14 protein-coding genes are annotated in these 14183 nt (G+C 75.0%); 4 read left to right on the top strand and 10 right to left on the bottom strand.

Features of this window, described 5'->3' with window-relative positions; translation table 11 throughout:
* Positions 1-181: 181 nt before the first annotated feature.
* The 3 genes from ligD to KMS84_RS13545 are packed head-to-tail and all read right to left on the bottom strand — an operon-like array spanning position 182 to position 4804.
* A complete protein-coding gene (gene ligD, locus KMS84_RS13555; RefSeq protein ID WP_256916442.1) occupies positions 182-1123 on the bottom strand; it encodes a non-homologous end-joining DNA ligase in 942 nt (313 codons plus the stop codon).
* Positions 1120-2967 (bottom strand): transketolase, encoded by a 1848-nt coding sequence (locus tag KMS84_RS13550; RefSeq protein ID WP_256916441.1) that lies wholly within the window; start codon positions 2965-2967, stop codon positions 1120-1122. The genes ligD and KMS84_RS13550 overlap by 4 nt, the downstream gene beginning before the upstream one ends.
* A 4-nt stretch (positions 2968-2971) precedes the next feature.
* On the bottom strand, positions 2972-4804 hold the full coding sequence (locus KMS84_RS13545; RefSeq protein ID WP_256916440.1) for an FAD-dependent oxidoreductase: 1833 nt from the start codon (positions 4802-4804) through the stop codon (positions 2972-2974).
* A gap of 147 nt (positions 4805-4951) precedes the next feature.
* On the opposite strand from KMS84_RS13545, the gene KMS84_RS13540 reads away from it, so the two are divergent.
* Positions 4952-5905 carry an LLM class F420-dependent oxidoreductase gene (locus KMS84_RS13540; RefSeq protein ID WP_256916439.1) on the top strand — a complete coding sequence of 318 codons (954 nt, stop codon included), beginning with the start codon at positions 4952-4954 and terminating at the stop codon, positions 5903-5905.
* A 102-nt stretch (positions 5906-6007) separates the two neighbouring features.
* Here the strand turns inward: KMS84_RS13540 and KMS84_RS13535 are convergent, their stop codons facing one another.
* On the bottom strand, positions 6008-6490 hold the full coding sequence (locus KMS84_RS13535) for a phage holin family protein (RefSeq protein ID WP_256916438.1): 483 nt from the start codon (positions 6488-6490) through the stop codon (positions 6008-6010).
* Between the two features lie 132 nt (positions 6491-6622).
* Between KMS84_RS13535 and KMS84_RS13530 the strand changes: the two genes are divergently transcribed.
* Positions 6623-6973: a VOC family protein gene (locus tag KMS84_RS13530; RefSeq protein ID WP_256916437.1), complete on the top strand. Its 351-nt coding sequence runs from the start codon at positions 6623-6625 to the stop codon at positions 6971-6973.
* Positions 6974-7060: 87 nt separating this feature from the next.
* Complete coding sequence (locus KMS84_RS13525) at positions 7061-7408, top strand: DUF6204 family protein (protein WP_256916436.1); 348 nt, start codon at positions 7061-7063, stop codon at positions 7406-7408.
* Here the strand turns inward: KMS84_RS13525 and KMS84_RS13520 are convergent.
* From KMS84_RS13520 to KMS84_RS13495, 6 genes are all read right to left on the bottom strand, one after another.
* On the bottom strand, positions 7380-7931 hold the full coding sequence (locus tag KMS84_RS13520) for a GNAT family N-acetyltransferase (protein WP_256916435.1): 552 nt from the start codon (positions 7929-7931) through the stop codon (positions 7380-7382). The genes KMS84_RS13525 and KMS84_RS13520 overlap by 29 nt on opposite strands.
* A gap of 20 nt (positions 7932-7951) precedes the next feature.
* A complete protein-coding gene (locus KMS84_RS13515; protein ID WP_256916434.1) occupies positions 7952-8227 on the bottom strand; it encodes a LapA family protein in 276 nt (91 codons plus the stop codon).
* Between the two features lie 71 nt (positions 8228-8298).
* Positions 8299-9222, bottom strand: a complete 924-nt coding sequence (locus tag KMS84_RS13510; RefSeq protein WP_256916433.1) for a S66 peptidase family protein — start codon at positions 9220-9222, stop codon at positions 8299-8301.
* Positions 9219-11234: a S9 family peptidase gene (locus tag KMS84_RS13505; RefSeq protein WP_256916432.1), complete on the bottom strand. Its 2016-nt coding sequence runs from the start codon at positions 11232-11234 to the stop codon at positions 9219-9221. Before KMS84_RS13505 ends, KMS84_RS13510 begins: the two co-directional genes overlap by 4 nt.
* A gap of 15 nt (positions 11235-11249) precedes the next feature.
* Complete coding sequence (locus KMS84_RS13500; protein ID WP_256916431.1) at positions 11250-12554, bottom strand: M20/M25/M40 family metallo-hydrolase; 1305 nt, start codon at positions 12552-12554, stop codon at positions 11250-11252.
* A 72-nt stretch (positions 12555-12626) separates the two neighbouring features.
* Positions 12627-13460, bottom strand: a complete 834-nt coding sequence (locus KMS84_RS13495) for a M55 family metallopeptidase (RefSeq protein ID WP_256916430.1) — start codon at positions 13458-13460, stop codon at positions 12627-12629.
* Between the two features lie 165 nt (positions 13461-13625).
* Between KMS84_RS13495 and KMS84_RS13490 the strand changes: the two genes are divergently transcribed.
* Positions 13626-14183 (top strand): sigma factor (locus tag KMS84_RS13490; protein ID WP_285893490.1); only part of this gene is annotated, 558 nt, incomplete at its 3' end.

Raw genomic sequence — 14183 nt, 5'->3', positions numbered from 1 at the left:
TGTCCCGCTCCTCCCGGTGGTGCGTGGGACGGCGCCGGGACCCCTCGTTCTCGGGTCTCTTCTTCCGGGTGTTTCGTGAAGACCGCGCACCCGGTGTGTTCTCTGTGGAATGCGATGTGTTCTTTGTGTTCGCCATGGCCACCTCTCCTTCCGTGTGGCCGGAAGCCTCATGGCCAAACCTTCACGAGCCGATCAGTGCGCCGAGCCGCCGCCGGGCCGGGTCCAGGGAGCGCCCCCGGCCGGTCAGCGCGGCCCAGGGGCGGGAACGCGCCTGCTCGACCGCTTCGGCGATGGTCCAGCGGCGCGGGCCGAGCTCGGGATCGTCGAGCTGGTCCCAGGTGATCGGGGTGGCCACGGGGGCGCCGGGCAGCGCGCGCACCGTGTAGGGGGCGACGGCCGTCTGTGCGTAGGCGTTGCGCTGGATGTCCAGGTAGAGCCGGTCGCCGCGGTCCTTCTTGCGGGCGGCCGTGGTGAGCCGGTCCGGGTGCTCGGCGGCGAGCAGTTCGGCGACGTCCCGGGCGAAGGCGCGCACCTCGTCGAAGCCGTGGCTGCCGTCCACGGGGACCACGACGTGCAGCCCGCGCGAGCCGGTCGTCATGAGGCCCGAGGGGAGCCGCAGCTCGTCGAGGAGTTCGCCGAGCCGGCGGGCGGCCTCGCGGACGACGGCGAAGGGCGCGTCGTCGGCCGGGTCGAGATCGAAGATCATCAGGTCCGGGCGGTCGGTCCGGTCGGCGCGCGACAGCCAGCGGTGCAGGGTGAGGCAGGCCTGGTCGGCCAGGTGGACGAGGGTGGCGGTGTCGTCGCAGACGGTGTGGAGGACCGTGCCGCCCTCCTTGGCCACCTCGACCCGCCGGATCCAGTCCGGATAGTGCTCGGGGGTGTTCTTCTGCATGAACCGGGGGCCGTCGATCCCGTCGGGGCGCCGTTCCAGCATCAGCGGGCGGCCCCGCAGGTGCGGCAGCATGAACGCGGCGACGGAGCGGTGGTAGGCGACGACGTCGGCCTTCGTGTACTCGTGCGCGTCGTCCCCGGCCGGGAAGAGCACCTTGTCCGGCCGGTGGACCTCGACGGTACGGCGGCCGGCTCGCACCGTCCGAACACCGCCGTCCGCCCGCGTGCTCACGGCGCGATCGCCTGCTCCACCAGCAGCCGGGCGGACGCGGCGATCGACTCGGCGTCGATCCCGGCGGCGTGCAGCTGCTCGTCGGGGCCGGCCGACCCCGGCATCGTGCGCACGGCGAGCCGCACGAGGCGGGGCGTGGGCCGACCGTCGACGAAGGCGTCGAGGACCGCGTCGCCCAGGCCGCCCTGCTCGTGGTGGTCCTCCACGCTCAGCAGGCAGCCGGTCTCCCGCGCCGCCCGCCGCAGCGTGTCCCGGTCGACGGGCTTGACCGAGTACAGGTCGATCACCCGGACCGCGACGCCCTCGGCGTCGAGCGCCTCGGCGGCCTTCAGCGCCTCGTGCACCGTGACGCCGGCCGCGACGATCGTCATCCGGTCCCGGTCCGAGGAGCGCAGCACCTTGCTGCCGCCGACCGGGAACTCCTCGTCCGGGCCGTACAGCGCCGGGGCCTTGCCGCGCGAGGTGCGCAGATAGCGGACGCCGTCGAGGCCGGCCATCGTGGCGACGAGCCGGGCGGTCTGGTTGGGGTCGCACGGGTACAGCACGGTGGAGCCGTGCACGGCCCGGAACATCGCCAGGTCCTCCAGGCCCATCTGCGAAGGGCCGTCCTGGCCGATGGCGGACCCGGCGTGCGAGCCGACCAGGTTGACGCCCGCGCCGCTGACGGCGGCCATGCGGACGAAGTCGTGGGCCCGGGTCAGGAAGGCGGCGAACGTGGAGGCGTACGGCACCCGGCCGCGCGCCGCGAGGCCCACCGCGGCGGCGACGAGCTGCTGCTCGGCGATGTAGCACTCGAAGAACCGCTCGGGGTGCTCCTTGGCGAAGACCTCGGCGCGGGTGGAGTCGCTCACCTCGCCGTCGAGCGCGACGACGTCCTCGCGGGCGCCGCCCAGCGCGGCCAGCGCCTGGCCGTAGGCGTCCCGGGTGGCGGCCTCCTCGCCCTTGTCCCAGCGCGGCAGGTCCAGGCGTCCGCCGGGGACGGAGTGCAGCATGCGGGCGTCGGCCGGCGCGTGCACCCGGACCCGTAGGTCCCGCACGCCGCCCAGTTCCTCGATCGCCTCGTCGGCGTCCGGGAGCGGCTTGCCGTGCAGCCCCTCGCGGTCCTGGACGGACGACACGCCCCGGCCCTTGAGGGTGCGGGCGAGGACGACGGTGGGCTGGCCCTTGGTGGAGACCGCCTCGCCGTAGGCGCGGTCCACGGCGTCCACGTCGTGTCCGTCGACCTCGACCGTGTGCCAGCCGAACGCCTGGAAGCGGCGGGCGTAGGCGTCGAGGTCGTGGCCGTGCCGGGTCGGTCCGCGCTGGCCGAGCCGGTTGACGTCGACGATCGCCGTCAGGTTGTCGAGGTGCTCGTGGCCCGCGTGTTCGGCGGCCTCCCACACCGATCCCTCGGCGAGCTCGCTGTCCCCGCACAGCACCCACACCCGGTAGCCGGCGTGTTCCAGCCGCTTGCCCGAGAGCGCGATGCCGACGCCCACCGGCAGTCCCTGGCCGAGCGAGCCGGTGGCCGTCTCCACCCACGGCAGCCGTCGCGGGGTGGGATGGCCTTCGAGCCGGCTGCCGAGCTTGCGGAAGGTCAGCAGTTCCTCGTCGTCGACGGCCCCCGCGGCCTTGTAGGCGGAGTAGAGCAGCGGGGAGGCGTGGCCCTTGGACAGGACGAAGCGGTCGTTGCCGGGGTGGGCGGGGCGGTCGAAGTCGTAGCGGAGGTGGTTCGCGAGGAGCACGGCCATCAGGTCCGCGGCCGACATCGACGACGTCGGGTGCCCGGATCCCGCGGCGGCGGAGGCGCGCACACTGTCCACCCTCAACTGCTGGCCGAGTTCGATGAGTTCGGCGGTGTCCATCGGGTTACCGGTTTCCTTCCGCACGCTCGGGGGCGCTGTCGGCGGGGCGGGCGGGCGGCTGGTTCCTGGCGGGCTCGCCACCGGGCTGGTTCTTGGCGGGCTCGCCGCCCGGCTGGTTCCTGGCGGGCTCGGCGGCCCTGTCGTCGCTCCCGGTCGCCGGTCCGGAGCTGTGCTGTCCGACCTCCGGGGTGGGCGAGGTGATCGACTGGGAGCCGTCCTCGGGCGACGAACGATCGGTCCGGGGGCCGTCCGCACCGCTTCCGTGCCGGCCCACCTCGGGCGTCGGCGAGGTGATCGACTGGGAGCCGTCCTCCGGAGAGGGGCGCCGCTCGTCGGGCCCGCCGGTCGTCTGGTTCTCGTCGTTCACGTCGTTCACGTCGCTCACCTGATCTCTGTCGTGGTGGGTGTTCATGTCGTTCACGCCGTAGGCGTCGTTCTCGGCGTTCCGGTCCGTGTTCTCGGTGTTCCGGTCCGTGGGGGCGGTCGCCGCCGCCGGGGCGGTCGCGCGGACGTCCTCCTCGGTGGCCGCGCCGGGCCCGAAGACCGTCGGCGCCCGTCCGCGGACCCGCGGGATCCGGGCCGGCCCGGGCGGAGCCGCCTGCTGCGGCGCCGAGTCCAGCGGCGCCGGTCCCGGCCGCACGAGGCCCCACTGGACGGGCCGGCGCGGCAGCACGGCGTCCAGCAGGCGGTCGGCCGCGCCGCGGACGCGCTCGCCGGGCATCGCGGCGAGACGGCGCGTGCCGGCGGCCGCCCGTCCGTGGCCGGGACCGGCGGCGTACCCCGGATCCCGGTACCGGTAGGGCCGTAGGGCGCCGGAGCCGTCGAGGGAGGCGGCGACGTTGTGTGCGGCCGCTCCTCCCTGCCGCCGGGCGTGCCACGCGGTCGTCGGCGTGTACTCCCCGGGCCGGTCCAGGTCCGGCACGGCGGCCGCGTCCCCGCAGGCGAACACCTCGGGCCGGCCGGGCACCTGGAGCGTCGGCTCCACGAGCAGCCGGCCCCGCTCCATGGGCAGTCCGAGCGAGGCCGTCAGCGGACCGGGCCCCGCGCCCACGCACCACACCAGCGTGCGACTCTGCACGAACTCGCCGTCGCTCAGCAGCACGCCCTCGTGCGTGGCCTCCTGCACGGAGGTCCCCGTGCGCACCTCGACGCCGCGTGCGCGCAGCACCCGTTCGGCGGTGCGGGCGTGCCGTTCGTCCAGCTCGGGAAGGACGCGCTCGGCGGCGTCGAACAGCAGCCACCGCGGCCGCATGCCCCCGCGGGCGGGATGGTCCCGCACCAGGGCGTCGGTGAACGGCTTTCCCCGTGCGGCGACTTCGGCGCCGGTCCAGCCCGCGCCGGCGACGACGAAGGTGCAGCGCGCCACCTGTTCGGCCGCGTCGTCGCCGGACGCGGCCGCCTCCACCTGGCGCATGAGGTGATCGCGCAGCCAGAGCGCCTCGGGCAGGTCCCGGCAGCCGTACGCGTGCTCGGCCACGCCGGGGACGGGCGGCAGCGCGCCGGCGCCGCCCACGGCCAGCACCAGCCGGTCGTAGCCGAGGAAGACCGCCTCGCCCTCGGGGCCGGTGCAGCGCACGGTGCGCGCGTCGAGGTCCACGCGGTCGTCCTCGCCGAGCACCAGCCGCACGCCGCGCAGGGTGCGCGACAGCGACACGGCGACCCGGTGCGGTTCCAGGGCGCCGGCCGCCACCAGGGGCAGCGCGGGCAGGTGGAGGAAGTGGTCGGTCGGGTTGACGAGGGTGATGTCGGCCCGGCCGCGCGCCGCCCGGGCGAGGGTGCGGGCCGCCCGGTACCCGGCGAGGCCCGCTCCGGCGATCACGACGCGGGGTCGACTCACGGCTGGCCTCCGGCGGGGGTTCGGACGGTTGTCGTAGGAGGGTTTCCGCGTCCCCCTGACGGGGTCGGCCAAACGTGCGCCGGTTTCCCGTGCGGCCGTCGGGTACCCGGTGCCGGACCCGAGTCACCCATGTCGGAGGTATCCCCCATGCCCGAGTACGGCTACTTCCTGTCCTGCGAGGAATTCGGCCCCGCGGACCTGATCGACCAGGCGCGGATGGCCGAGCAGGCGGGCTTCCAGGCGCTGTGGATCTCCGACCACTACCACCCCTGGAACGACGCGCAGGGGCAGAGCCCGTTCGTCTGGTCGGTGATCGGCGCGCTGTCGGAGGCGGTGTCGCTGCCGATCGAGACGGCCGTGACGTGCCCGACGGTGCGGATGCACCCGGCCGTGGTGGCCCAGGCCGCCGCCACGGCCGCCGTGATGACGAACGGCCGCTTCCGGCTCGGCGTCGGTTCGGGCGAGGCGCTCAACGAGCACATCCTGGGCGACGCGTGGCCGCCGGCGACCGTGCGCCTGGAGATGCTGGAGGAGGCCGTTCAGGTGATGCGCCGCCTGTTCACCGGCGAGGAGGTCAGCCACTACGGCACGCATTACACGGTGGAGAACGCCCGTCTGTACACCGTCCCCGACGAGCCGGTGCCGATCGACATCTCGGGGTTCGGCCCCAAGGCGACGTCCCTGGCGTCCCGGGTGGGCGACGGCTACATCACGATGATGCCCGAGGAGCCGATGGTGGAGCAGTTCCGCAAGGGCGGCGGCGGTGCGAAGCCGGTCAGCGGCGGCACGAAGGTCTGCTACGGCGCCGACCGGGACGAGGCCGTCCGCACGGTCCGCCGACTGTGGTCGAACCAGCTGCTGCCCGGCGAGATGGGCCAGATCCTGCCCACGCCGAGCCACTTCGAGCAGCTGGAGCCGCTGATCACCGAGGAGATGGTCGGCGAGAACACGGTCTGCGGCGACGACGTGGACGAGCACGTCGCGGCTCTCACCGCCTTCGCCGACGCGGGCTTCGACCGGGTCTACGTGAACCAGATCGGCCCGGACCAGCGCGGCTTCTTCGACTTCTACCGGACCAAGGTGCTGCCCCGCCTCCAGTGAGAGCCCCTCCAGCCGGACAGGGGCCCACGGGAGCGGCCCCGGCCGGACGGCCCGGCCCCGCGGCGGTTGCGCCGCGGGGCCGGGCCGTTGTCGTGTCGCGGGTCAGACCTGCGGACGCGGGTCCGACGGGCCGGCGTCCTGCGGGCGCGTCGTCCCGGCCGCCTCCGGCAGGTGGGCGTCCGGCGCGGTCCGCGGCATCGGCGGGACCGGCGGGTGCGGCGCCCCGACGCCGGTGGACGGCCCGGACGGCGCGCTCCCGGGGAGGGACCCGTGGGCCCGGCCCGGCCGGGCGGGGTGCGGCTTCGCCGCGTTGCGCACGAGATAGGCGGCCACTCCGAGGATCGCGGCGGTGATCAGCGCCGCGGCCCAGTCCGGCAGGCCGATGCCGAGCGCCAGGCCGACCGCGACCGCGACGGCGGCGCCGGCGTAGAGGGCGAGTGCGCCGGAGGTGGCGTACAGCATCGCGGTGCGGCGCTGCTTGCGCGTCTGCTCCCGCAGCTCCTCCCGGATCGTCTCGCGCGCCACCTGCGCGAGTTCGTCGACGAGATGCCTGTCCAGATGCTCCATGTGGTCGATGCGCTCCATGGCCGTCGGGTACCCGCGGTCAGGAGGCCTCACGCCCGGCGAGGGGCCCGCGGGACGGGCCGCGGTGCGGGCGGCGGACGGATCGCGTGAAGGATCACCGGGGCGCCGCCGGCCCCAACTAGGCTCGGGCGCATGGACATTCTGGGAGCCACACTGCGTGTCTGCGTCGACGATCTGGACGCCTCGGTCGCCTTCTACGAGCGGCTGGCCGGCACCCCCGCGCTGCGCTTCGAGCGGGGCGGGGTGCGCGTGGCCGCCGTCGGCTGCTTCCTCCTGATGAGCGGGCCGCCGGCCGAGCTGGAGGTGCTGCGCAAGGTGGCCGCGACGATCGCCGTCACGGACGTCGACGAGGCCCTCGCGACCCTCACCGGGCTGGGCGCGGACGTCATCGCGGGGCCGGTGCCGACGCCGGTCGGCCGCAACCTCATCGTCCGGCACCCGGACGGAGCGGTGTACGAGTACGCGGACCGCCGCGGGCGGTGAGCCCTGCGGGCACGCCGAAATTCCGGGCGGGCGCGGGCGGCGCGCACGTACAGTCACTCCTTCGACGGCCGACGCGAAGGAGCGACAGTGAGTGAGCAGCACACCTACCGGGTGATCGTCCGCGGCACCTGGGACGGCCTCACCGAGGAGGCCCGTGCCCGTCTGCTCGCCGAGGCCGACGATCACGGCCTGACGAGCATGCGGTTCACCGAGGAGGGCACGCTGTCGTACCAGCCGTCGCCGCTGAAGCACTTCTCGATGCGCTTCGTGGTGGTCTCGGACGCGGCCGACGGCGAGGAGATGGCGGGCGCGCTCGCCGAGGAACGCGCCGAGACGACGTTGCGTGCGCTGGGCTGCGGGTTCACCGGGCTGAAGTCGACCGTCACCGACCTCGACACGATGAAGGTCAACCGGAAGTCCGCATCTCGGCGGTGATCGCCCACCGCTCGTGGTCCCGCCACTCCCCGTCGATGTGGATCATCTTCGGGGAGAACCCCTCGCGCCGGAAGCCGCAGGAGCGGGCCAGGGCGATCGAGGCCGTGTTGGCGGGCTGCGCGTTGATCTCCAGGCGGTGCAGCCGCAGCGGCCCGAAGGCGTGCCCGACGGTGAGGCCGAGGGCCTCGCGCATCAGCCCCCGTCCGGCCGCGTGCGCGAAGACGCCGTAGCCGAGCGCACCGGACCGGAACGCCCCCTGGACGATGTTGTTGATGTTGACGAATCCGGCGATCGCCCCGTCCTGCCGGGTGCACACGAGCAGGCCGACCTTCGACGGGTCCTCGATCAGCCGGCTCGCGTACGCGGTGTACGCGTCGGCGGTGGCCGGCGGGAACAGCCACGGGCGGTGCAGCTCCGCGCTCTCGCTCGCCCGGGCGGTGAACTCGGGCCCGTCCGCCAGGGTGAAGTGGCGCAGCCCGACGCGGGGCCCCTCGGCGAGATACACGGATCCGGTGTGCGGCATCCGGACAGCGTACGACGCCGCTACCGGCGCCGGGTCCTGGTGTAGGCGAAGTACGCCCCGCACAGCGCGCCGATGAGGCCCGTGGCGAGCAGGGCCGTCCACAGCGGCATCGTCACGACCGGGACCAGCAGCCGGATCTCGGTGGCACGGGTGTTGCCGAAGACGAACACCAGGGCGAGGACGGCGAGCACCAGCACGGCGATCCGGCCGGGCGTCGCCGCGCCCAGGCCGCCGCGCCGCCCGCCGCTCTCGGCGGCCTGCGCGCTCTTCGGGGGCTTCGGGGTCCTGGGACTCATACGACCAGCGTGGGCCGGGCGTACGGCGCACGCGCGGTGGGGCGGCCCTGCGGGTGACGCGGCCGGGCGGGTCAGCGCAACGCGGGGGCGTCGAGGGTGAGCGTTCCCTCGTCCGCGTCGAGTACGGCCGCCACGCCGAAGGGCACGGTCAGCGCACCCTCGCAGTGCCCGAAGCCGAGCTCCTCGACCACGGGGACGCCGAGGCCGCCGAGCCGGTCGGCCAGGACCGGGCGCAGGTCCTCGTACGGGCCGCACCGGTCCCAGGAGCCGAGCGCGACGCCCGCGACGCCGTCCAGCCAGCCGGTGCGCAGCAGCTGGGTCAGCGCCCGGTCCACGCCGTAGGGCGGCTCGCCGACGTCCTCGAGCAGCAGGATCCCGCCCCGGGCGCCGGCCCGGGAGTGGGGGGTTCCGTAGCCGGTGGACAGCAGTGTCAGGCAGCCGCCCAGGGTGACGCCCCGCGCCCGTCCCGGCGCCAGGGGGACGCCGCCGGAGCGGAGCGTGCGGACGGTCTCGGGGGCGAACAGGGTGGCCCTGAGGTGCTCCTGCGCGCGGGCGCTCTTGACGAAGTCGATGCCCGCGGCCACCGGTCCGTAGAGCGTGACCAGGCCCAGGCGGACGGCGAACGCCTCGTGCAGGGCGGTGCTGTCGCTGAAGCCGATGAACACCTTCGGCCCGGCCGCCGCCATGGCGTCCCAGTCGAGGAGGTCGACCAGGCGCTGGGCGCCGTAGCCGCCGCGTGCGCACAGCACGACGTCGACGCGGGGGTCGCACCAGGCGTGCTGCAGATCGGCCGCCCGGTCGGTGTCGGAGCCCGCCAGGTGGGGCAGGGTGCGGTGCCGGTCCAGCACATGGGGGGCGACGAACGGGTCGAGGTCCCAGCCGCGCAGGAGGTCGAGACCGGCCTGGAGCCGTTCCTCCGCCACCGGTCCGCTGGGCGCGACGACCGCGACGCGGGCGCCGGGGGCCGGCCGCGACGGCCGTACGAGTTCCTTCACCGCACAAGCTCCAAACTCGCCGCGCCGGGCGGATGCAGCCCGAAGACCTGAGCGTACAGGGACAGCTCGGCCTCCAGGGCCCGGACCGTCGTCGCCGCCCGCCGGAAGCCGTGCCCCTCCCCCTCGAAGGCGAGGTAGGCGTGCGGGACCGGCCGCCCGGCGAGCCGGGTGAGCCGGTCGAGGAACCGTTCGCACTGGGCCGGCGGGCAGATCACGTCGTCCAGGCCCTGGAGGAGCAGGAACGGCGCGGTGATCCGGTCGGCGTGCTCGACGGGCGAGCGCTCCGCGTAGCGGGCGGGCACGTCGGCGAGGGGTCCGACGAGTCCGTCGAGGTAGTGCGACTCGAAGTCGTGGGTCCCCCCTGTCGCCCAGCCCACCAGGTCGAGCACCGGGTAGCGGATCGTGCCGCAGGCGTAGACGTCGGTGCCGGCGAGCGAGGCGGCGGCGGTCCAGCCGCCCGCGCTGCCGCCGCGGATCGCCAGCCGCCCGCGGTCGGCGGTGCCCTCGTCGGCGAGGGCCAGGGCGACGGCGGCGCAGTCCTCCACGTCGACGACGCCCCACTGCTCGCGCAACCGTTCCCGGTACTGCCTGCCGTACCCGGTCGAGCCGCCGTAGTCGACCTCGGCCACTCCGATGCCCCGCGAGGTGAAGTAGGCGATCTCCAGGTCCAGGGCGAGCGGGGAGCGGTCGGTGGGCCCGCCGTGCGCCCGGACGACGTACGGCGGCAGCTCGTGGCCGGGGGCGACGACGCCGGGATGGTGGGGCGGGTAGACGTGCGCGTGGACGTCCCGGCCGTCCGGCCCGGTGAAGGTGCGGATCCGGGGCTCGGGGTAGTGGGCCGGGTCCACCACGTCGTCGTGCGCGGCCCCGATCACCCGCGCCCGGCCGGTCCGGGCGTCCAGCTCCACCACCTCGTAGGCGCTGCGCGGACTGGCCGCGACCGCGACGACGGCCTCGCCGCGCACCGCGAGGGTGGGCGCGAACTCGGTCCACGGTCCGGCCGCGTCGACGAGTTCGCCGCTCCGCGGATCGAGGATCCCGAGCGCGGTGGCGCCCCGGCCGTGGACGACGGCGACCAGGCCGTTCTCCAGCGGCGCGAACCAGCGCTGCCCGAGCTTCCACAGGGCCCCGCCGAACTCCTCCGCGCGCGGGCAGAGCGGTTCGTGGTCGCGGTACAGGTTCCACCAGCCGCTGCGGTCGCTCGTGTACAGCAGGCCCTCCCCCGTCGTGCGCGCCGCCGGGCCCGCGGGCCGGTCCCCGGCGTCCGCGGGCCGGGTCCAGTCGACCTGGGCGATCGACTCCCCCGGCCCGCCCGCCACCACGCGCGCGTCGGCGAGGCGGCCGTCGGCCGTGACGTCGGCGACGACGACGTCCGTTCCGTCCCAGGGCATCAGGGGGTGGTCCCAGGCCAGCCAGGCCGCCCGCCGCCCGTCGGGCGACAGGCGCGCGCCGGTGACGAAACGGCGGCTGTCGTCGGTGAGTTCGCGTACCGCCGTGCGGTCGTCGGCGGCCGAGCCGTCCAGCGGCACGGCGGCCAGGACCCGGCGCAGGTCGGTGGGCGCCGGGCCGGTGAACTCCTCCAGCACGCACCAGACCTCACCCCGGCCGGACAGCACCCGCGGTTCCGCCCAGCGCAGTCCGCCGCCCACCGGGGAGAGGGGAGTGAGAGGGCGTGGTTCGCCGCCGCGGTCGGGCTCGTACGCGTAGAGCCGCTGGTCGTCGAAGTGGGTGAACACCACGAGGGGGCGGCCCGCCACGACCGTGCCGGCCCAGGGGTGGCCGCCGTACTCGACGACGCGGCTGCGGACGTTCCAGGGGGCGGGCAGGACCGGCTCCTCGACGCCGTCCACGCGCCGGCGCACCAGGGCGCGGCGCCCGTTCTCGGTGGGCCGGGGCGCGGTCCACCACACCTCGTCGCCGACGAAGCCGACGTGGTCGGGGCGCCCGTCGTGGGCAGCGGCCAGGGCCGCGTCGATCGGGGACGGCCAGGAGCCGTAGGGCAGGACCCGCACGTCGTCCTCCTCCGCCTAGGCCGTCCGCAGGAACCGGTCGAGGACGCGGACGCCGAAGTGCAGCGCCTCGACCGGGACCCGTTCGTCCACGCCGTGGAAGAGCGCCTGGTAGTCGAAGCCCTCGGGGAGCTTGAGCGGCGCGAAGCCGTAGCCGGTGATCCCGAGCCGCGAGAACTGCTTGGCGTCCGTTCCGCCGGACATGCAGTACGGCACGACGTGTGCGTCGGGCGCGAACTCCTCGACCGCGGCGCGCATCTGCGCGTACAGCGGCACGTCCACCGGCGCCTGGAGGGCGACTTCGCGGTGGTGGAACTCCCAGTCGACGTCGGGGCCGGTGAGTTCGTCGAGGGTGGCGCGGAACTCGTCCTCGGCGCCCGCGAGATAGCGGCCGTCCACGAACGCGGCGGCCTCCCCCGGGATCACGTTCACCTTGTAACCCGCCTCCAGCATCGTGGGGTTGGCGCTGTTGCGCACGGTCGCTTCGACGAGGGCGGCGGCCGGTCCCAGCTTGCCCAGCAGGGCGTCCACGTCGTCCAGGTCGGCGTCGACGCCGTAGAGCGCGGCCAGTTCGGTGAGCGCGGCGGTGACGGTCGGGGTAAGCCGGGTCGGCCAGACGTGCTCGCCGATGCGGGCGACGGCCGCGGCCAGCCGGGTCACCGCGTTCTCGCGGTTGACCTTGGAGCCGTGCCCGGCGCGGCCCCGCGCGGTGAGTTTGAGCCAGCCGGTGCCGCGCTCGCCCGCCGCGACGGGGTAGATCCGGCGTCCCGCGCCGTCGTGGAAGGTGAACGCGCCCGATTCGCCGACGGCCTGGGTGCAGCCCTCGAACAGGTGCGGGTGGCGGTCGGCGAGGAAGCCGGCGCCGTCCGCGGCGCTGGCCTCCTCGTCCGCGGTGAAGGCGATGACGAGATCGCGCCGGGGTCGCACGCCCTCGCGGGCCCAGGCCCGCAGCACGGCCAGGATCATCGCGTCCATGTTCTTCATGTCGACCGCGCCGCGCCCCCACACCACCCCGTCGCGCACCTCCCCGGAGAAGGGGTGCACGCTCCAGTCGGCGGCCTCGGCGGGGACGACGTCCAGATGGCCGTGGAGCAGCAGCGCGTCGGCGGACGGGTCGGAGCCCTCGACGCGGGCGACGACGTTGGTGCGGCCCGGGGTGCGCTCCAACAGGACGGGCTCGACGCCCGCCTCGGCCAGCAGCGCCGCCGCGTACTCGGCGGCGGGCCGCTCGCGGCAGTCGCCGCCGCCCCGGTTCGTGGTGTCGATGCGGATGAGGTCCGAGGTGAACCGGACGACCTCGTCCCGCGCCTGTCCGTCCGTCATGCCGCTGCGCTCCCGTTCCGGCCGCTTCGCCGTGTCCGCCGTGTCGGCCGCTGCTCCGTCGTGCCCGGCCGCTCAGCCATACTGCTCCTCGATCGCGGCCGAGACGATCGTGGTGACCGCCTTGAAGGTGCGGATCGCCTCGTACATGGTGGCGCCGGTGTAGGCGGCTCTGCGTTCGCCGACGCGGGCGACGCCGGGCACGACGGTGGCCGCCGACGCGAGGTGCTCGGCGTCGAACTCCACGGCCACGGTGAACGGCCCCTCCGAGACGGGTTCCCGACGGACCGCCAGCCCTGCCGCCGTCTTCGCCGCGGCCCGGATGTCGGCGGCGGTGCGGGCCGGGGTGCGGCACACGGCCGCGTAGCGCGAGACGTGGTCCTTGACGGCGACCTTCAGCGCCCCGGGCGCGTAGCCGAGCGCGTCCTCGCAGGCCACGTCGTCGCCGGTGACCAGGACGACCGGCACCCCGTACTCGGCCACGACGTGCGCGTTGAGCAGCCCCTCGCTGGCGCGCACGTCGTTCAGCCAGACGCCGGTGATCGAGTTGGCGAGGTAGGTGTGGGCGAGGACGCCCTCGGATCCGGCGCCCGCGTGGTAGCCGACGAACGCGATGCCGTCGACGTCGCCGTACTGGACGCCCTCCACCATGGACAGCGCCTTGTGCCGGCCGGTGAGCATCTCGACCCGCTCGTCGAGCCGTTCGAGGAGCAGGTTGCGCATGGTCCAGTGGGCCTCGTTGACCAGGACCTCGTCCGCCCCGCCGTCGAAGAAGCCCTGCGCGGCGGCGTTGACGTCCGAGGTGAACATCGCCCGGCAGCGCTCCCACTGCGGGGTGCCGGGCAGGACGTCGGCGGGCCAGGTGACGCCGGTGGCGCCCTCCATGTCGGCGCTGATGAGGATCTTCACGTCCGCCCCCTGCCGTCTTCGGGCCGCCGCCGGCGGGTCCACCGCTCCAGGAAGCCCGAGCCTAACCGGCCGCCCCGCACGACAAGGCGTTGGCGCGGCCGGCCCGGGGCGTGCTGTGATCTGCGCGCACACCGCGAGACCGACGCCACGGACGGGGACCCTGCCATGACCGCGCTCACCACGCTTGCGCCCGAACGCTTCGAGGCCGACCGCCCGCATCTGCGCGCCGTCGCCCACCGCATGCTCGGCTCGCTCGGCGAGGCGGAGGACGCCGTGCAGGAGACGTGGCTCCGGGCGGCCGGCGCGGACCTCGCCGCCGTGGACAACCTCAGCGGCTGGCTGACCACGGTGGTGGGCCGGGTCTGCCTCAACATGCTGCGCTCGCGCCGAACGCGCCCCGAGGTGCCGCTCGACGACCGGCCGGCCGAGCCCGTCGCCGGCCCCGGCGAGGGCGGCGACCCGGAGGAGGAGGCGCTGCTCGCCGACTCGGTCGGGGTGGCGCTCCTGGTCGTCCTGGACACCCTCGCCCCGGCGGAACGGCTGGCCTTCGTCCTGCACGACCTGTTCGCCGTGCCGTTCGACGACATCGCGCCGCTGATCGAGCGCACCCCGGCCGCCACGCGGCAGCTGACCGCCCGCGCCCGACCGAGGGCGGCGACCCGGAGGAGGAGGCGCTGCTCGCCGACTCGGTCGGGGTGGCGCTCCTGGTCGTCCTGGACACCC

It is taken from the genome of Streptomyces hilarionis (assembly GCF_024539675.1).
Lineage (GTDB): Bacteria > Actinomycetota > Actinomycetes > Streptomycetales > Streptomycetaceae > Streptomyces > Streptomyces hilarionis.
This window is presented reverse-complemented; position numbering and strand designations above follow the sequence as displayed.